This is a genomic window from Agrobacterium sp. T29 (assembly GCF_006970545.1).
GTDB classification, from domain to species: domain Bacteria; phylum Pseudomonadota; class Alphaproteobacteria; order Rhizobiales; family Rhizobiaceae; genus Agrobacterium; species Agrobacterium leguminum.
On record NZ_CP040641.1, the window covers coordinates 1,942,572 to 1,961,246 of the forward strand.

At 62.2% G+C, this 18,675-nt stretch carries 13 protein-coding genes; 3 read left to right on the top strand and 10 right to left on the bottom strand.

The annotated features are described in order from the left end of the window. Positions 1–28 precede the first annotated feature (28 nt). Positions 29–1,075, top strand: a complete 1,047-nt coding sequence (locus FGF54_RS24000; RefSeq protein ID WP_210247446.1) for a LacI family DNA-binding transcriptional regulator — start codon at positions 29–31, stop codon at positions 1,073–1,075. Between the two features lie 235 nt (positions 1,076–1,310). On the opposite strand, the gene FGF54_RS24005 is transcribed toward FGF54_RS24000, so the two are convergent. The 6 genes from FGF54_RS24005 to FGF54_RS24030 are packed head-to-tail and all read right to left on the bottom strand — an operon-like array spanning position 1,311 to position 9,454. Next, positions 1,311–2,360, bottom strand: a complete 1,050-nt coding sequence (locus FGF54_RS24005; RefSeq protein WP_142781392.1) for a carbohydrate ABC transporter permease — start codon at positions 2,358–2,360, stop codon at positions 1,311–1,313. Between the two features lie 2 nt (positions 2,361–2,362). After that, positions 2,363–3,358, bottom strand: a complete 996-nt coding sequence (locus FGF54_RS24010) for a carbohydrate ABC transporter permease (protein ID WP_034498130.1) — start codon at positions 3,356–3,358, stop codon at positions 2,363–2,365. Position 3,359: 1 nt separating this feature from the next. Next, positions 3,360–4,466, bottom strand: a complete 1,107-nt coding sequence (locus tag FGF54_RS24015; protein WP_142781393.1) for an ABC transporter ATP-binding protein — start codon at positions 4,464–4,466, stop codon at positions 3,360–3,362. Beyond that, positions 4,466–5,818 carry a glycoside hydrolase family 28 protein gene (locus FGF54_RS24020; protein ID WP_168208229.1) on the bottom strand — a complete coding sequence of 451 codons (1,353 nt, stop codon included), beginning with the start codon at positions 5,816–5,818 and terminating at the stop codon, positions 4,466–4,468. The genes FGF54_RS24015 and FGF54_RS24020 overlap by 1 nt, the downstream gene beginning before the upstream one ends. A 5-nt stretch (positions 5,819–5,823) precedes the next feature. Then, positions 5,824–6,918: a glycoside hydrolase family 88 protein gene (locus tag FGF54_RS24025; RefSeq protein WP_142781395.1), complete on the bottom strand. Its 1,095-nt coding sequence runs from the start codon at positions 6,916–6,918 to the stop codon at positions 5,824–5,826. 13 nt (positions 6,919–6,931) lie between these two features. Beyond that, positions 6,932–9,454, bottom strand: coding sequence for a hypothetical protein (locus FGF54_RS24030; protein WP_142781396.1), 2,523 nt, complete (start codon positions 9,452–9,454; stop codon positions 6,932–6,934). Between the two features lie 194 nt (positions 9,455–9,648). On the opposite strand from FGF54_RS24030, the gene FGF54_RS24035 reads away from it, so the two are divergent. Together FGF54_RS24035 and FGF54_RS27780 are read left to right on the top strand one after the other, a co-directional pair. Then, on the top strand, positions 9,649–10,929 hold the full coding sequence (locus FGF54_RS24035; RefSeq protein WP_031233411.1) for an ABC transporter substrate-binding protein: 1,281 nt from the start codon (positions 9,649–9,651) through the stop codon (positions 10,927–10,929). Positions 10,930–11,181: 252 nt separating this feature from the next. Further along, a complete protein-coding gene (locus tag FGF54_RS27780) occupies positions 11,182–13,164 on the top strand; it encodes a phosphatase PAP2 family protein (protein ID WP_142781397.1) in 1,983 nt (660 codons plus the stop codon). A gap of 57 nt (positions 13,165–13,221) precedes the next feature. Here the strand turns inward: FGF54_RS27780 and FGF54_RS24045 are convergent, their stop codons facing one another. The 4 genes from FGF54_RS24045 to FGF54_RS24060 all read right to left on the bottom strand — a co-directional run bounded on the left by FGF54_RS24045 (position 13,222) and on the right by FGF54_RS24060 (position 18,543). Next, on the bottom strand, positions 13,222–14,445 hold the full coding sequence (locus tag FGF54_RS24045) for an MFS transporter (RefSeq protein ID WP_142781398.1): 1,224 nt from the start codon (positions 14,443–14,445) through the stop codon (positions 13,222–13,224). After that, a complete protein-coding gene (locus FGF54_RS24050; RefSeq protein WP_142781399.1) occupies positions 14,445–16,874 on the bottom strand; it encodes a TonB-dependent siderophore receptor in 2,430 nt (809 codons plus the stop codon). The genes FGF54_RS24045 and FGF54_RS24050 overlap by 1 nt, the downstream gene beginning before the upstream one ends. A gap of 109 nt (positions 16,875–16,983) precedes the next feature. Next, the gene (locus FGF54_RS24055) at positions 16,984–17,952 is read right to left on the bottom strand and encodes a FecR family protein (protein ID WP_142781400.1); all 969 of its coding nucleotides are present in this window, start codon (positions 17,950–17,952) and stop codon (positions 16,984–16,986) included. A gap of 84 nt (positions 17,953–18,036) precedes the next feature. Continuing rightward, on the bottom strand, positions 18,037–18,543 hold the full coding sequence (locus FGF54_RS24060; RefSeq protein WP_020808834.1) for a sigma-70 family RNA polymerase sigma factor: 507 nt from the start codon (positions 18,541–18,543) through the stop codon (positions 18,037–18,039). Positions 18,544–18,675 lie beyond the last annotated feature (132 nt).

Sequence of the window (18,675 nt, forward strand, 5' to 3'; positions counted from 1 at the left end):
CGAAGTAGAGTGGTTGAATTTCCCCTTTATGAAAATAGACAGGAAAACGACGCTTAAGGACGTGGCGCGGGAGGCGAATGTTTCGCTGAGCACGGCTTCGCACGCCATCAACGGCACGGCACCTTTGACCACGCAGGTTCGCGAGCGGGTGCTGGAGGCGGCACGCACGCTAGGCTACCTCGAAAACCGGCGACAGAAGGCGACGATCGCGACTTTGCGTGTCGTGCTTCTGGCCATGACCAATGACGCAGCTCCGCAGAGCGATCTCAACATGGTCAGCTGGACCATGCTGAACGGCTTCCGGCGCGAATGCGAGCGGCGCGGCATTCGCATCGTTCCCTATGTCAGCACAACGAGCCGGCTTGACCCGGTTGCGGTGGCGGCGGCGGCGGATGCCGACAATGTCGACGGTATCGTAATCTTGAACGATGACAGGCCGCAACTGGTCGAAGCGCTGTCTGCGCTTGCGCGGCCCGTGGTACTGATCAATGGCGAGGACCCGGCCATGATCGTCGATACGGTGACCGCCGAGAACCGTTTTGGCGCACGGCTCGGTATCGAACATCTGCTGTCTCTCGGGCATCGCAATATTCTGCACATCACCTGGAAAGGGCGCACGACGATCCGCCGCCGTTACGATGGTTATAGCGACGCGTATCTCGCGGCGGGTCTCGCTGTTCCCGCCGATATGGTCATCGAGGTGGAGAGCTACGAGCCCGAATGGGGCGAGGCCGCCATCCGCCGCCTGCTGGCTGAACAGCGGCCGCTTAGAAACGCCACGGCGATCTTCTGCGCTGCCGATAATCTGGCGCTTGGTTGCCTGAAGGCCCTGACGGAAGCTGGAATCCGGGTACCGGAGGATGTTTCGGTTTTGGGGTTTGACGATATCATGCCGGCGGCCTTCAGTGCGCCGCCGCTCAGCACCATCCAGTTGCCCGCCGACAGGCTGGGCGGCGCGGCGCTTGCGCTGCTGGAGCAGCGGCTTGTGGCGGCCGATCCGACCCGCCCGGCGCACCGGCTGGAACTCGGCTGTCGGCTGGTGTTAAGGGGCAGCATCGCGCCGCCGCCGAAGTAGGGTGTTGGAGTGTCGTCTTGTGTTGACCGCTGAACAAACTCCAGACGATTAATTCTCCCGTCATTCCGGCCTTGAGCCGGAATCCAGCCAGCCCAAGTCCTTGGGCTGAAAAGAGTCCTTTCGCCGCGCAGACGCGCGACGGCTGGATCCCGGCTCAAGGCCGGGATGACGGGTGGAGGGGCTTTAACATTCCAATCGTGACGGCCTGCTGTCTCACCGCAAGCTCGTACTTTCCTTACTTCATCCCCGTGCCGGCAATGCCTGTCGTGATGTAACGCTGCAGGAACAGGAACACGACGGTGACTGGCGCCAGGCTGAGGAAGGTCATGGCGAGGATATAGTGCCATTGCACCGAGAACTCGCCCTGGAAGGCGTTCAGCCCCACCTGCAGCGTGAAGTTTTCACGGCTGCTGAGAACGATCAGCGGCCAGAGGAAGTCGTTCCAGCGCCAGAGCACCGAGAAGATGGCGAGAACCGCAAGCGCCGGGGCCGTCAGCGGCAGGATGATGCGCCAGAAGATGCGGAATTCGCTTGCCGCATCGACGCGGGCCGCCTCGATCAGCTCGTCGGGGATGGTCAGCATATATTGCCGGAGCAGGAACACGCCAGTCGGCGTCGCGACCGTCGGGATGATGACGCCCCAGAGATTGTCGACGAGGCCGACGCCGACGATGACGAGATAGGCGGGCACCATGACGACGGTGAGCGGGATCATCAGGGTGGAGATGATCAGCACGAAGATCGCCTTCTCGCCGCGGAAGCGGTATTTGGAGAGGGCAAAGGCGGCCATGGCGTTGACGATCAGCGTCAGGACGGTCGCGACGAAGGTGACGAAGACCGAGTTCTTGAGGAAGGTCAAAAAGCTGAACCGGGTGAGCGGATCGGTGAAGTTCTCCGTCGCGACGGTCAGTTTCTGGACGGGCGTGATTTCGCGTGTGTCGACGCTGACGGGCGGACCGGGATTGGCGGGATCGACCATCTGGGCTTTCAGGCCGATGCGGCGGACCATGGCCATTTCCCGCTCCATGCCGTCGATGGGGGCTTTCCATAGGCTGAGCGGCTTGTCGTAACCATGCACTTCCACCTGCACGGCGGCGCGCGGCAGAAGGCTCGGCGGAAACCGGGTGATTTCGGCTTCCGGTTTCAGCGATGACATGGCGGCCCAGACGACCGGGATGAGGACGGCGAGCGTGCCGCCGATGAGCCAGACCCAGGACAGGATATCGGTAAGGCCGATCCGGCCGGGGCGGCGGGTGCGCGTGAGGAAGGAGACGGCGTTGGACATGGTCAGGACTCCATCTTTTTGCCAAGGCGCAGTTGCACGAGCGTCAGCGCGAGAAGCACAAGGCCCATGAGAACTGAGGCGGCTGACGCAAGGCCGAATAGCCTCAGATCGCTGCCGAAGGCCATCTGGTAGATATATTGCACCACGAATGTATTGGCCGTGCCCGGCCCACCGCCATTGGTCAGAACCCATGCTTCGTCAAAGATTTGCACCGAGCGGATCATAAGCAGGATGAGCACGACGAGCAGGTTGGGCCCAAGCAGCGGCAGGGTGATGCGCAGCAGGGTGCGCCGGGGCGAGGCGGCATCGATGGCGGCGGCTTCATAGAGGTCCTTCGGGATGGCCTGAAGGCCGGCGAGCAGGATCAGCGTATAAAAGCCCATGTGGAACCAGACGGAGACCACGACGACGAAGAAACGCGACCAGCCGACATCCAGCAGGAAGATTTCCGGCGGCACGCCGAGCATCTGGAAAAAGGCGTTCAGCAGGCCGTTGCGGTCGAGGAACCATTTCCAGATGAGGCCGATGACGACGGGCGACAGCAGGACCGGGTAAAAGAACATGGCGCGGAAGAAACCGCGCGCGGCAATCGCCCGATTGAGGATGAGGGCGGTGATGAGCGCGACCAGCAGCGTGGCGATGACGTTGAAGCCCACGAACCACAGCGTGTTCCAGATCGCCGTCCAGAACAGCGATTCCCGGCAGCTTCCGGGGTCCATGTAGCTCTGGCAATCCAGCAGCTTGCCGAAATTTTCCAGCCCGACGAAGGGGCGGTCGGTGATGAGAAGTTCGGTGCCGCCGGTGAAGGCGTAACCGACGGCAATCGCAATCGGCAGGAAGGTGAAGATGCCGAAGAGAACGAGGTTCGGCATCAGGAAAATATAAGGCATGCGCCTTTTGCCGATCAGCCGCTCGATGAAGTTGAGCGGCACTTCGGCAATCGCCATCACGGCATCGAGCGCACGGTCGGACAGTCTCGCAAGCGTCGGATTGGCCATGCTAACCTCTCCCTTCGCTGTTCAGGCGCGGCAACGCCAGTTCGGTGGCGGGATCGAAGACATGCACCTTTTCCCGCGCCGGCATGATCTTCAGCACCGAGCCGGAAGCGGGGGCAAAATGGCCCGCCTGATGCACGATGATCTGCTCTTTCTCGCCCTGGAGATTGCCGTAGAGATAGGTCTCGGTGCCAAGGCTTTCGTGATACTGCACCTCGAATGGCAGGCCGGCACTGTCGGAGATGGTGAAATGCGAGGGGCGGATGCCCGCGAGAACCGCCTGCCCGGAGCTGACGGCTGCCGGATCGACAAGGCAGGGCAGGGACACACCGTAGCCGGCGTCGATGGCGATGCTACCGTCGCTGCCCTTGGCGATGGTGCCCTTCAGCATGTTCATGCGCGGCGAGCCGAGGAAGCCGGCAACGAAAAGGTTGCGCGGATTGTCGAAAAGCTCGAGCGGGCTGCCCACCTGCTCGATGCGCCCGGCTCGCAGCACCACGATCTTGTCGGCCATGGTCATGGCTTCCACCTGATCGTGGGTGACATAGATCATCGTCGTCTTGATATCGCGGTGCAGGCGGGTGATTTCGGCGCGTGTCTGCACGCGCAGCGCCGCGTCGAGGTTCGATAGCGGCTCATCGAACAGGAAAATATCCGGTTCGCGCACGATGGCGCGACCGATGGCGACGCGCTGGCGCTGGCCGCCGGAAAGCTGTTTCGGCTTGCGGTCGAGATAGGGCTCGATGGCGAGCATGCGCGCCGCCTCGTTGATGCGGCTTTCGATTTCCGCCCGCTTGAAGCGCAGGTTTTCGAGACCGAAGGCAAGGTTCTTGCGCACGCTCATATGCGGATAAAGTGCGTAGGACTGAAAGACCATGGCGATCTTGCGCTCGGCCGGCGACAGCGCGCTGACATCGCGCCCGCCAATGCCGATGGTGCCGGAGGTGACATCCTCGAGACCGGCGATGATGCGCAGCAGCGTCGATTTTCCGCAGCCCGAGGGGCCGACGAAGACGACGAATTCGCCGTTCTCGATCTGAAGATCGATGTCATGCAGCACATGAACGGCGCCGAACGCTTTATTGAGGTTTTCGAGTTTCAGACTTCCCATCACCTGCTCCCTTCGGACAAGTTCGTCGTCGCGACGATCTCTTGGCTGTTCCAGCCCTCGGGCAAGGGCGTCGTTCTTTTAATGGCGACATCGCGGGCCGAAAATCCTTCCACGTCGGCAAGATAAACCGCCGGCATTCCGCCGGGATAATCCTCCATTCCGACGATCCGGCCCTCAGCATCCTGCGTCCAGGCATTGGCGCGGCCGGCGGCATGGGGGCTTGGCGCAATATCCGCATTTGTGGGGCGCAGATCGTATTGCAGGCCGGTGCCGAGCTTGCCGGGCTGCTGCGACAGCGTGATGCGCTCCAGCCGGACATTGTGAATGCCGGCCTTCGATGTGGCGACGAGGTTGATCGCGCCTTCCATGGAGCCGCTCAGATATTCCACGACCAGATTGTCGACGCTGCCGGCCTGACGCTCGGGGCGGCGGTCGACGACGGTGACGGTGACCGCTTCACCCGAACCCCAGAAGCCGCCCGGCGTTTCGTGGCATTCGGCCTCGATCCGTGAGAAGCGGATGTTGCGCATGGCGCCGCCATCGCGGGAAAACAGGCCGATGCCGCGATTGGACTCGACGATCTTGCAATCCTCGAAAACCACATTGGTGAAATCGCCGAAGGATTCCGTGCCAAGCTTCAGCGCGCAGCTCATGCTGGAAACGGTGCAGCGGCGAACGGTGATATCGGCGCAGGCTCCCACCGCCTTGCCATCCGGCCCGGCGCTGGTCTTCAGGCAGATGCCGTCATCGGCGGTCGAGATGAAGCAATCCTCGATCAGGGCGCGCCGGCAGGCATCGAGCACAATGCCATCGGTATTCGGCAGGCGGCGGTCGTTTTCGATGCGCAGATTGCGGAAATGAATGTCTTCGCAATCGACCATATGCAGCGTCCACATCGGCGAACCGCTGACGGAGAGGTTTTCGAGGCGCACGTTGCGGCAGCTTTCCAGCACCATCACGCGTGGGCGCTTTTTCGCCGGGACATAGGTGCCCATGGCCTTGTCGTCGCCAACGATGAAGTTTTCACCGCCGGCCTCGATACGGCCGGGGCCGGTGACGGCGATGTCATGCGCGCCCCTGGCAATGATCATGCCGCGATCGGAATCTTCGGCAATCACCGAAACCCGGGTCAGGCCATAGGCGTCGTAATCGGAAACGGGGGCAAGCACCGCATCTTCGGCAAGATGCAGTTCCACGCCGCTTTTGAGATGGAAGCCGGCGCTGACATGACGCCCGGCCGAGAGAGACACGCGCCCGCCGCCTGCGGCTGACACGGTGTCGATAGCCTGCTGGATGGCCGCCGTGGCATCAAGGCCACCCGCCGCGACTGTGATGTCCTGACTGATGTTCATGATGCTCACGATGCCTTTGGCCTTTTCAGAAAAACGTCGATCAGGAGCAGCATGGTCAGTGCCTGCCCATAAGGTGTGGGCAGGTTGGGAATGCGGCGGTAGAAATCGAGATCGTGGCCCATCGGCGTGCCGTCGGAAACACCGTGGACGACGCCTTCATCGTCGATATTGCCAAGCACCGCCTTCAGTGCGCGTTCCGCATGCGGGCGATTTTCTTCGCCGAGAATGCCGGCCTCGATGCCGCGCAGAATGCCATAGGCGATACCGGCCGTTGCCGATGTCTCGACCGGCGATGTCGGGTCATCGAGAAGCGTGTGGAACATGCCGTCCTCGCGCTGATATTGGCGCAGCGACCGTACCTGGCTTGCCAGCACATTGGCGAGGAAACGCCTGTCCTTTTCGCCAAGCGTCGGCACCAGTTCGAAAAGCTCGGGAATGGCAACGGTGATCCACGAATTGCCGCGCGCCCAGAAGGCGTCCGCGAAATTATGACGTCCGTTGAAGGTCCAGCCGTGATACCAGAGCCCGGTGACGGGGTCCGAGAGATAACGCGTATGGATCATGAACTGGTAGACCGCCTCGTCGATCCAGTCCTGACGTTTGCAGACGACGCCGGCGCGGGCGAGGAACAGACATGCCATGAATAGCGTGTCATCCCAGAGTTCACCCTCATTCAGTCGCTCCTTGACGACATGCTGGAAGCCGCCATCTTCGGTTTTCGGCAATTGATGCACCAGCCAGTCGGCCCAGTCTTCCACCAGCGCCCGGAAATCCGGCCGGTCGACATGTTCGGTGAGGATGACAAGTGGCAGCATCGGGGCGGAACTGTTGATCTGGCGCGGCGGCAGGCCACGGTCGATCTGCCAGCCATACCATGTCACGAGGTCGTCAAGCGCCTTCCGGTCGTTGGCGGCGAGCGCCCGGCGCAGGAAGCCGTAAAGGCCGACGCCCACTTCCCAGTCCCACTCATCGAACTGGATCTTGCCATCGGAACTGCCGCTGACCAGACCTTCCTGAATGCCCTTGAGGCGGCTGAAGGCGGCGGCGACATTGTCGATCGTCGTCCTGAGAGTGTCTTTTTCCATGCTTGGCTGGTTCATCTGTCAATTCCGCTTAGGAGTAGAATGGTTGCGCCGCGCCGCCCGATGCGGGGTCGGCACTGTCGAAGGTGATTTCGGGCTGGGGCTGGTCGTGGTCGAAGGCCATGGCCTGCCCGCCAATGGTGAATGCGCCGTCCCAGGTCAGGGTAAGCTCAGCTCCGCCCGGCGGCGTGACCGAGAGCAGCCGGCTTTCGGCATCGAAGGTGATCTGCGTGGCGAGGATTTTTTCCCGAAAACGGGCAAACTCCGCGACATCCCCGCAGCCGATGATGCCGACCCAGCCGGCGCGGCGGCCGGGCGATCTGATCTCGCGACTGGCGGTGGCGCCGGTGGCGATGGGCTGAAGCCCGTTCGTCGCATAAAGCGCGGCAAAGCCGCGGCCCGAGCGGGTGATGAGCCAGTTGCCCTCCACAAGCACCTCGTCCAGCCCGTCGCGGCCGAGATAGGCATGGGTCCAGTCGTTGCGGTGATCCTGCGTATCGAAGATCAGCATCGCCAGATCGCGATGTTGCGCCACGCGCGGCAGGATGCCGCTTCCCGCCCAATAGGAGGGGCGCTGGGTGCCCCACGGATCGTCTTCGCCCGGGTGGTTGACCCAGAGCCGCGCCATCGGGTGGCCGGCAAGCTTGATGTCCATGACGTGCTGCTGGTGGCCCCTGCGGCCGGTCTTGTGATCGACAACGGTGGAAAGCTGGGCGGCCTCGTTCTTGAACAGCACGAGCTTTCCGGGCTCCAGCCCCTGCGCATACCGCGCCTCGACCATACGGCCGCTTGTCAGCTGTGAAAGGGCGGCGATATGCGCCGGCGGCAGGTAATCGCCGCAGCAGAACATCGGCAGCGAGGCGACGCCATTGTTCAGCCAGCCCTGACCGAAGGCGACCTGCGCAAAGGGCGCCAGTTCCGTTAGCGGCCCGGCGCGCAGCTCCTTGTCATAGGCTCTGCCCTGGGAGCCGGAGGGAACGCCGCCGAGCGTGTGCAGCGCGATCATTTCGAAGATGAGATCGATCTGATAGCGCGCGCGGGCGGCAAGTTCCTGCCCCGCCCAATGTTCGATGGCGAGAAGGCCGATGAAATCCACCGGATAATAGGCAGCGGAGTTCCACTCGGCGAGGCCATGCGCCTCGACGCTGTCGAACCAGCGCTCCAGCCGGTCAGCGGCCAGCGCCGCCTGTTCTCTGCCGGTGCGGCCGGAGGCGGTGAAGACGGCATCCGGCAGATACTCACCGGCCAGCAGCTGGCTGGTGTGGAAGCAGAGAACATGGTTCTCGCTCCAGAACCACATGACGTCATTGCCCGGTTCGTCCACCCAGTAGCGATAGCCGAGGATCGAGGCATCGATCCGCGCCCGCATCTCGGACGGCAGGCGGTCACCATAGGCGCGCACCAGCCACAGAAGCGGGATCATGACGAAATCGGAGCAGTCTTCCCGCCGATCAATGGAATGCAGCGTCGCATCGACGATGCCGCCGATCGTCTCGATGTCATCGCTGCCGGTAGCGACCATCGCCAGCGCGCGGCCGATGCGCCAGGCGCCGAAGCGGGCGCTGAAGGAGAGGGCGGCCTTTTTTCGCTCGTTGATATCGCCGCTGGATGCTTCCGGCGCGATGTCATGCATGAAAGCGGCGTCGATGACGCGGGTTACCGTTCCCGCTCCCGAACCCATGGTGATTTTGACACCGTGATACCCATCCGAAATGCCTGTCGTTCCGGGTATCGTCAGCGAGGATTGCCCGGCCTTCAGCACGGTGTCCACTTCCGCCAGCGCAGCGCGCTCATGCCCATGGCTTTTGACGGCGATGTGCACGGGCAGGTCGTTCGCAGGTGCGGCCCCGAAGACCAGTTCGAGGGCGGTGCCGGAAAACACGTCCCGCGCCGGGCGAACATCGCGCACCAGCGCGGCGAGACGCTTCGTTTCCTCCCGGTCGAGCGGCACGGGCAGCACGACGGTCAGCGGCACGGCGTCGACGACCTCAAGCTCGAAGAACCAGATGATGTCGCGTTCCGCCAGATCCTCGCAGAGCAGCAGCACCTCGTTATCGCCGGCCGCGAGATCGAGCGTGATGTCACGGCTGCTTTCGACATTGCGGATGAAAGGTTCGAAACGAACCTGTTCAACGCCGCCCACCCAGATGCGGACGCCGCCGCAGGTGCGCAGCCGAAAATGCGCCTGTCTGGCGGCCTCGCTGCGGAAGGAGCCCTTCAGCCAGCGCTGCACATGGGTGGGAACATGCCAGAAACCGGTGAATTCGACGCGGCGATTGGAGCCCGGCAGGTTGAGGTGCGAAACCGTAAAGCCAGTCTCGGGCGCGATATCGCGGCCGATCATGGTCTGCTGGAAGGCCTTGCGGCAGGGCAGGTCGCCCACATCCACGAAACCGTTGATGAAGCGATAGTTCACGCGGTCTTCGGCGGGGGCTGCGGTGCCGGGAAACGACGTCTCCACCAGATCGGAGACGATCCAGGCGGTCACCGTTTCGCCGTTTGCGACGGTATATGTCGGCTGCGACGCGTTCGCCGCAAATGGTCCATCCGTCATAATGGATCGCCTCCCGTCGATCTTTATGAAATTATTTTCACAAACCGATTTTCGCTTTTCCACGTCGATTTGTGCGATTTATGCAAAACAAACAGCTTGACGTTTATTCTGTCAAGCCGCAAAACATTATAAATCGAATTAAGCAGAGGAGCTTCCGTTCGATTTATGAAAATATTTTCATTGGGAGGATGAGCATGATGAAATTGTTTTCGGGCGTCAGCGCCCTTGTGGTGGCCTCTGTCGCCGGTCTTGCGACGGCCCAGGCCGAGACCCGCACGATTACTTTCCTTTTTACGGATGACGACCAGGGTTATGTGCAGCGCATGTCGGAACTCAGCAAGGAGTTCGAGACGGCCAATCCGGGTGTGAAGATCAATTTCGTGTCTTCGGGTTATGACGCGGTTTCCAAGCAGCTGCCGGTGCAGCTTGCGGTGGGCGAAGGTCCTGACATCGCCAAGATCACCGACTGGCAGCTTGCGCCCTATTATCTCGACATGCGCCCCTATATGAAGGATGCGGAAGCCTTCGCGAAGCTGCACGGTTCCAGCCTCAACCAGCTTCGCCTGCCGAATGTCAACGATCCGCAGTCGATCAACGGTTACATGGCGTCGCAGACGCTCAATCTGCCCTTCGTCAACAAGACGCTGTTCGAGCAGGCGGGCGAACCCTTGCCTGGCCCGACCGCGAAATTCAGTGAGATCGTCGAGGCTTCCGCCCGTGTCGCCAAGGCGACCGGCGTGCAGATTCCCTTCACCATGGACCGTTCCGGCCACCGCTTCTCCGGCGGCGCCTTTGCTTATGGCGCGACCTATGTGAAGGACGGCAAGTTCAGCTTCCCGGACGACGCGGCGAAGAAATATATCGCCGATATCTATTCATGGACGCAGAACGGCAGCTTCCCCAAGGAAATGTGGGGTGCGGCCGGCGGTTCGCAGTACAAGAACATGGGTGACGAGTTCGTCAACGGCAATGTCGTGACCTATCTGGCCGGCAACTGGATGGTGAATCCGTTCCAGAACAAGATCGGCGACAGTTTCGAATGGACGGCGATCAATGCACCCTGCGGCGAGGCCGGATGCTACGCCATGCCAGGCGGCACCGCCATTGTCGGCTTCAAGCGCACCAAATATCCGGAAGATGTGGCTCACTTCATCGAATTCCTCGGCTCTGAAAAGGTGCAGCGGGAAATCGCCGAGAACTACGTCATCCTGACCGGCGCGGAGATCGTCGATCCGCAATACAAGCTGAAGAGCGAAGACGCCAAGGCGGCGATGAAGGTGTTCCTCGACAACAAGAAGAACGTGCCGCAGGCCGCCCGTGAGTTCGAACGCGCCAAGGGCGGCAGCGCCATGTATCAGCAGATTGTGCAGCGCATGAGCCAGCTCATCGTCGGCGAGTTGACGCTCGACCAGACCTACAAGGTCCTGGAAGATGACGTCGCCAAGATCAACGAGGCTGTCGCGGTCAAGAAATAACGGCCCGACCATCCGCCTCCGGCGGAATGATGAACCTCTCGAACGATATGCCCGGAGTGGCGCTCCGGGCATATCGCGCCGTTTCTTTCCGAAGACGGCGCATTTTCGCTGGAGGAACTGCCGCAGGGAGCCGTTCCCGCGGCCCATCGAAAAACTGAAATACGCTCCGTTTAAACCTGACGATGAGGCGCGCGGAACGCCGCGCCGCCTGTTTTCGTCACGCGTCACTCGCTGAAAATCATAGGATTCGTCATGGCCAGACTGAAGATGTCGTCTTTCTTTTCCGCTCGCTCGAGCCTGCTCGCCTCCGTCGCATTGCTGGTTCTGGTTCCGGGCGCGCAGGCGTTCGATCGCACCGGGCCGGCAGGTGAGGGTTATGCGATTACGGTGCCGGAACCGGCGGCAACATATCCGCTGCCGCTTGCCGACAATTATCGCAACCAGACCGGCAAGAACGAGAAGGGCGAGGCGGTTCGCGCCTATGATGACCGGGACAACCCGATCATCGAAATCCTCTCCGGTTTCAACCGCATCTGGACGCTTGGCGATGAAAAATGGGCGGATGGCGGCGCCAATGGCGATGGCCCGGCGGATTTCAGCCATGTGAAGATCGTCGATCCCGCCGTCTGGCAGGAGAACATGCGTTACGTGCTGTCCGTCACCGGCGAGAACCGCACGCGCGCTGCCGCTTTCAAAGCCTATATGAATGATCGCCGTTCGCAGGGTTACAGCGTCATCGACGGCATGGGGCCGCTTGCCGCCTGGTATCGCGAAGGGGCGGGCGCGACGACGACGATCAATCATACGCTTACGGATTTCGACCCGAACGAGGTTATCACCCGCAAGGAAGACGACAAGGGCACCGAGGCGGGTGCAGCCGATAGCGAACTGAAGGATTTCGTCGCCTTCATGAAGGTGATCCGCGGCCCGGAGGGCACGACGTCGCCGGCGAAGTATTTCTATTCCTCACCTCGGCCCTGGCGCATGAACGACAAAGGCGAAGTGATCGAGACCGGCAAGGAGACGATTGGCGACCGCAGCTTCGAAAGCCATGACAGCGATCCGGGCGTCATCGTGCCGGCGCTGAAATATGCGCGGGAAAATCGCGGGCGCGGCAAGGATGGCGGTTTCCCGAGCGGGCACACCAATGCCGCCTATCTTGCTGCCATTGCCTATGCCTATGCGGTGCCGGAGCGCTTTTCCGAATTGCTGACGGCTGCCTCCGAACTCGGCGAGAGCCGCATCGTCGCCGGCATGCATTCGCCGCTCGACGTGATCGGCGGCCGCATCACCGCAACCGCCATGGCTGCCGCCATGTTGCAGGACCCGAAAAATGCCGAGGTGAAGAAGGCCGCGCATGGGGCCTTGCAGACCTATTTCACTAAGCGCCTGCCGCAGGGCCAGTCGCTCATCGATTTCGCCCATGGCGCAAAGCCGGATGTCGACCAATTTGCCGATGCGACGAAGAACGGGGCGGATTATCGCAGGCGCATGACCTATTCCTTCAGCCGCGACAGGGCCGCAGGCGATGCGCCGATGGTGGTGCCGAAGGGGGCGGAGGTCCTGCTGGAGACACGTTTGCCCTATCTCGATGCCGCCCAGCGCCGCGCCGTGCTGTTTTCCACCGGCATCGAGGCCGGTTATCCGCTGCTGGATGACAGCAATGGCTGGGGCCGCATCAATCTGGTCGCTGCCGCCGGCGGTTACGGCGCGTTTGACGGCGATGTCGAGGTGACGATGGACGCTGCCGCCGGCGGGTTCAATGCGGCGGACAGATGGACGAACGATATTGCCGGGGCAGGGCGTCTCGTCAAATCCGGCAGCGGAGCGCTGACGCTTGGCGGCCATAACAGTTATGGCGGCGGCACCATTCTCAGGGAGGGAACGCTGGTGGCGTCGTCCGCCGATGCGCTTGGAACCGGCGGCGTGCTGGTCAGCGGCGGCACGCTTTCGCTCGGCGGAGAGACGGATATTGTCATCGGCGGCGACTATGCGCAGTCGGGCGGCACGCTGGCGGTCGACCCGCAGAAGGCTGTGCTTCGGATCAAGGGCAATGCGGTGCTGGACGGCGCGACGCTGAAGCTCGCTTTCGATGGCGGCGCGCCGGCCGCCGGCACGCGGTTCGACGTGATCTCCGCCAACGGCCTGACCGGGACATTCGCCACGATAGATGCGGGCAATGTGAAGCTGCGGCCGGTCTATACCGGCTCGGCACTGTCGGTGGTGGTCGAATAAGCCGATACAAGAGGCCCCCCGGGCGCGGTTTAAGCCGCCGCGCCCGGGGGCTTAGGTTCAAGAATTCCGCCGTCGCATCAGCAGGAAGATGACCGGTGCGGCGAGCACCGAAACGATGGCGGCAATGATGAAGGAGGCCTGATAGCCGAATTTTTCGGCGATCGCGCCTGCGCCCAACCCGCCGATCATGCCGACAACGCCATCCATGCACTGGAACAGGGTGAAATCGACCCCGGCCTGCCGGGGGTCGGACCAGCCCATGAAGCAGGCGTAAAGCGCGACGAAGCCGATGGACATGATGCCCGACGAGCTTGCCACCGCAACCGCCATGACGACCCATTGCGAAATATCGCGATGAACGCTGAAATAGGCGAAAAGGCACAACAGCGCCGTCTGCACGAAGATGGCGATGAGCAGGATTCGTGACGCCCCGTAGAGGCGTACCAGCGTGCCGCCGAGCAGCGCGCCGGCGAAACCGACGATCATGCTTCCCACGCCATTCAGCGCGCCGATGGTGGCGAGATCGAAACCGTAATCGACCAGAAAAGGGCCGAGCATTGCCAGACCCCATTTTTGCGCCGCGACATAAACAGCCGCGACCAGAAGCCCGGTGCGGACTTCCCGTCGCTTGAGCGCGTTTTTGATCGATGGCAGGTGGTCCCGTGTTTGCGTGACCGTTCTTGCCGCCGGGCCGAGCAGGAAGGGGAGCGCGAGCAGGATGACCAGCCCGGCCATGACCAGCGTGGCGCTCGTCCAGCCGGCGCGCTCCACCAGTACCAGAAACAGGCCGGCGCCGATGGCGGAGCCGAGATAGGAGCCGCCCACCTGTGCGGCGTTACCCCAGCCATGATGCTCTTCCGCCAGCGTTTCGACCGCATAGCCGTCGCAGGCGATGTCGACTGTCGCCGTCACCAGCGCGATTACCGACAGGATGGCGATTGCGACGGAAATCGGCGACGGGCCGGTGAATGCAAGAACAGCGAGGCCGCAGGCGCAGGCGGCGATGCCCGTGCCGACGATCACCCGCGACCGGTTCCTGCCGACGGGCGGCAGCCGGTAACGCTCCACATGCGGCGACCAGAGGAATTTCAGCGCCCAGGGCAGAACGACGAGATAAAGCAGGCCGATCTGGTCCAGCGGCAGCCCGGCGGTTCTGAGCACCGCCGGCAGGCCGAGAAAGGTCAGCCCGCCAATCACGCTCTGGCCGACATAAAGCCCGCCAACCGCCACGAAGACGGCGGCCGGCGACGGCTTGGTTGTGGCAGGGTTCTGCTGCAGCATCAGAAGCGATACCGGATGCTGCCGACGACCTTGCGGCCTTCGTCATAATAGCAGAAGCCCGTGGTGCAGACCTGTTTCACCTCGTCGAGAAGGTTGGTGGCGTTGATCTGCAGTTTCACACCTTCCAGCGAGGGCAGGGCCTTGCCGAGATCGTAGCGGAGCGATGCGTCGACGAAGGTGCGGGCCTCGTTGTCGAGAATGGGCGTGTGCTGGTTGTCGCCGAAGCTCGACCCGACATAACGCAGCCCCGCGCCGATGCCGAGGCCTTCGAGCGCGCCGCTCTGGAACTCGTAATCGGCCCACAGCGAGAAGGTGTGATAGGGCGAGGAATTGAGCTGCTTGCCCACCGTTTCCGACGTCAGTTTGGTGATTTCAACGTCATTATAGGAATAGGAGCCGATGAGGCTCCAGCCATTGTCCAGCGAGGCCGTGGCTTCGAGTTCCACGCCGCGCGAGCGCAGGTCGAGCTGGCGCAGCAGGTTGATGCCGGACGAGGTCTCGTAGACCGTCGCATTGTCCTGATCGAGATTGAAGAAGGCGGCGCTTAGCAGGGCGTTATATTGCGACAGGGCATATTTCACGCCGAGTTCATATTGCTTGCCGACAGTCGGCTGCGCCTGTCCCGTTACCGTGCCCGTGGTGATGATGACGCCCGGATTGGCGACGAAGGAGGTGCCGTAGCTGACATAGGGCATCACACCGCTGTCAAAGACATAACCGAGGCTGGCGCGGCCGGTCGTCTTGGTTTCATCGCCGTCATAGGTGGGAGCCGTTGCGCCTCCGACGGTCTGGGCCTGATATTCGGTATCCAGCCAGTCGTGACGAATGCCGGCCGTCAGGCGCCAGCGGTCGATTTCGACCTGATCCTGCGCATAGATACCGAGCGTGTTCATCCGCTGGGTCAATATCAGCGATACATCCGGCGTATATGTATAGGTGTCGGTGAACAGGTCCGGCCCGCTGCCCTGTTTCGAGGTGTAGGACATGTGGCTGAAGTCGATACCGGTCAGCAGCGTATGTTTCGCCGGGCCTGTGTCGAATACTGTCTTCAGGTAATTGTCGGCGGAGACGCCTTCATTGTCTTCGATGGTGATGCCGGGATAGTTGGCGAAGACCCATTGCTGGTCGGCCGAAAGCCCCGAATAACGCGCCTTGCTGTAGAAGGTGACGTTGTCGTTGATTTCATGCTCGAACTCATAGCCGATACGCCATTGTTTCTGCTCGAAATCATTAAAACGGGAATCGCCGCCATAAACCGGCGTTGCGCCGATCGACTTGCCGTCGCTGCCGTAATTGTTGATGTATCCCCAGGTGCCGCCGGTGGTGCTGTCCATATATTCGCCGAGCAGCGTCAGCCTGGTGCCGGCATCCGGCTGGAAGGTGAAGGCCGGCGCGATGAACAGCCGGTCGTCCTTGATGGCGCTGATTTCGTTGCGGCCGTCGCGGGCCACCCCGGTCAGGCGGTAAAGCATGGTCTTCTCGTCATCGACGGCGCCGGAAAGATCGAAAGCGCCCTGAACGCGGCCGAAGGAGCCATATTGCAGCTCCACCTCGCGCAGCGTCTCTTCGGTCGGGCGTTTCGAAATGATATCGACAATGCCGCCGGAGCTGCTGGCGCCATAGATGGAGGCGGCGGGGCCGCGCAGGATGGAAACCGCTTCCACGCCATAGGGCTCAAGCCGGGCGCTGCCGTTCTGGCTGCTGACCTGCCGCAGGCCGTCGCGGAAGATGCCGGTGGTGCTGAGATCGGTGCCGCGCACCTTGAAGGCGTCGAAACGCGGCTCCGCGCCATATTGGCCGATGCGCGCGCCGGGCGTGTAGTTCAGTGCTTCCGAGAGGTTCTGCGGCTTCAGGTCGTCGAGCTGCTTGCGGCTGACGGTGGTGATCGACTGGGCGGTTTCGGCGACCGGCGTATCGGTCTTGGTGGCGGTGCGGCCGGATTTGCCGACGTAGCCATTGCTCTGGATGATGCCCCTGGCGCCTTCAAGGCCGGTGCCCTGCACGGTGATCGGCGCAAGCAGGGTGCTGCCGGCGGCAGCCGAACCGCCGCTTTCGCCTGTCTGGCTGGCGGGATCGAAAATGCGGACGGTATTGCCGCCGGCCAATGCGTAGTTCAGTCCCGATCCGGCCAGAAGCCCGCTGACGGCCGCCGATACGCTGAGCGTGCCCTTGACGCCGGCCGTGCTGCGACCCCTGGTGATCGCGGAGGGGTAGACCATGCGCAGATTGGCTTGACGGCCGAAGCTGAGAATGGCGTTTTCCAGCGGCCCTGCGGGAATGGAGACGGTGACGGTGGCAGGTGCGCCGCTTGCGGCGGGCGGTGTCTGCGCGCTAGCGGCCGTGGCGCCCGGACCTGCGGCGACGATACCCCCGATGATCGCCGTCGTCGTCAGCCAGAACCAGCCGCGTGCCTGCTTGCCCAAATTCATGTCATTCCCTCTCACTCGTGATCTCATGCCCCCCGCTTAAACGGGTCCTGATTGCCTAGAGTGAAAAGGCGGGCCGACTCCTGACGTCGGATCTGCGAAAAAAGTTATTTTATCGCGAGCGGACGAAAACCAGCATTCCGGAAAGCCGCGATACCGAAACGGGAAGGCTCTCTTCGAGAATGGTGAGCGCCTGATCCGTGTCTTTGAGATCGAAGATGCCGGAGACGTGCTGCCTCGCCGCCGCCTCATCGAGGATGACGATGCGGCCCCGGCGATATTGCGAGAGAATATCGAGAACCTCGCGCAGCGGCTGGCCGGAAAAGACGAGCTTGCCTTCGCGCCAGGCCATGCTGTTGGCGACATCCTTGCGGGCGCGCACCAGCCTGCCGTCGCCGCCAAGGGTCACGGTCTCTCCGGGCGTGAGCACGGCGATCTCGCCGCCTGTGGTCACTTCCACCCGGCCTTCCTCCACCTGCACCTCCTGCGGCAGCGCGCCATTGCCGGTGCGCACCGAATAATGGGTGCCGAGCGCCTTTGCCGTCAGCGCTCCATCCTCGACAATGAAAGGCCGCTCCGGGTTTTTGGCGACATCGAAATAGGCTTCGCCGCGAAGAAGGGTGATACGCCGTTCCTTTTGCGAATAATGAACCGCAATCGCGGTATCGGTGTTCAGGCTGATGCGGCTGCCGTCTTCCAGCGAAAGCAGGCGTGTTTCGCCGATTTCGGTGTAATAATCCGCCTGCCAGCGATCCTTCAATCCGCTTTTCTCCGCAAACAGCGCTGCAAGCCCGATGAGGCAGAGACCGGCAATACCCGCAAGCATTGCCCGGCGAGGTCCGCGCCGTTTTCGCTGTTCAACCGGCGCAAGCTCGATATCGCCAAGCTCGCCCCAGAGGCTCTGCATGTCCTCATAGGCGCTGGCATGGGCGGCATCGGCCCGCAGCCAGACATGAAACGCCTCGCGCTCCGCTTCCGTCGCGTCTGCCGATTGCATGCGCGCCACCCACAGCGCGGCCTCTTCGGCCAGAGCGTCATCGGTCAAGCCGTTATCCTCCAGACCGTCCGGGCGCTTGTTCATGTCCTGATCTGCCGTTTGTTGCGTGCTGGGATGTGGTCCTTTTCCCTTATAGAGTGAAAAAGGATGCGAACACCTGATGCCGGTCTACATTTTTATTTGCGCGCGGACCTGACGGCAGTGCAGCAGCGCCTTGATGATGTGTTTTTCCACCATGTTGCGGGAAATGCCGAGACGGGCGGCGATTTCGCCATTGGAATGGCCATGCAGGCGGCTGAGCACGAAGACCTGCTGGCAACGCTTGGGCAGGGCCTCGATGGCCCGCGCCATTAAAATAAGGTGCTGCCGCCCGGCGACGATCCGCTCCTGCCCCGGTTCTTCGCAGGCAACGGCAAAACCCGCTTCGTAAGGTGCAAATAGCGGCCGCTCGCGCGACTGGCGAATGGCGGTCAGGCGGGCGACGGACCGGGCGATCTGGAAGAGATAGGCCTGTGGATTGTCGATCAGCGTCGCATGAGAAACCTCCAGCGCCCGCAGCAGGGTTTCCTGCATGGCGTCGGCGGCGTCTTCCCGGTTCTGCAGGCGCCGGCGGAAAAACCGCATCAGGCGGCTTTCCTCCTCGGCATCGAGAACCTGTAACAGGGCTTTGCTCATCAATCGACCCGGTGGCGTATTGGCTTGGCGCATGAAGCAGCCGGATATGCTGCGTCATGTCGCGATAAACATGATAGTTGCAATCATATTTATCGCCTTCGGATGCAAGCTGCCAACCAGTAAAAAACCGGT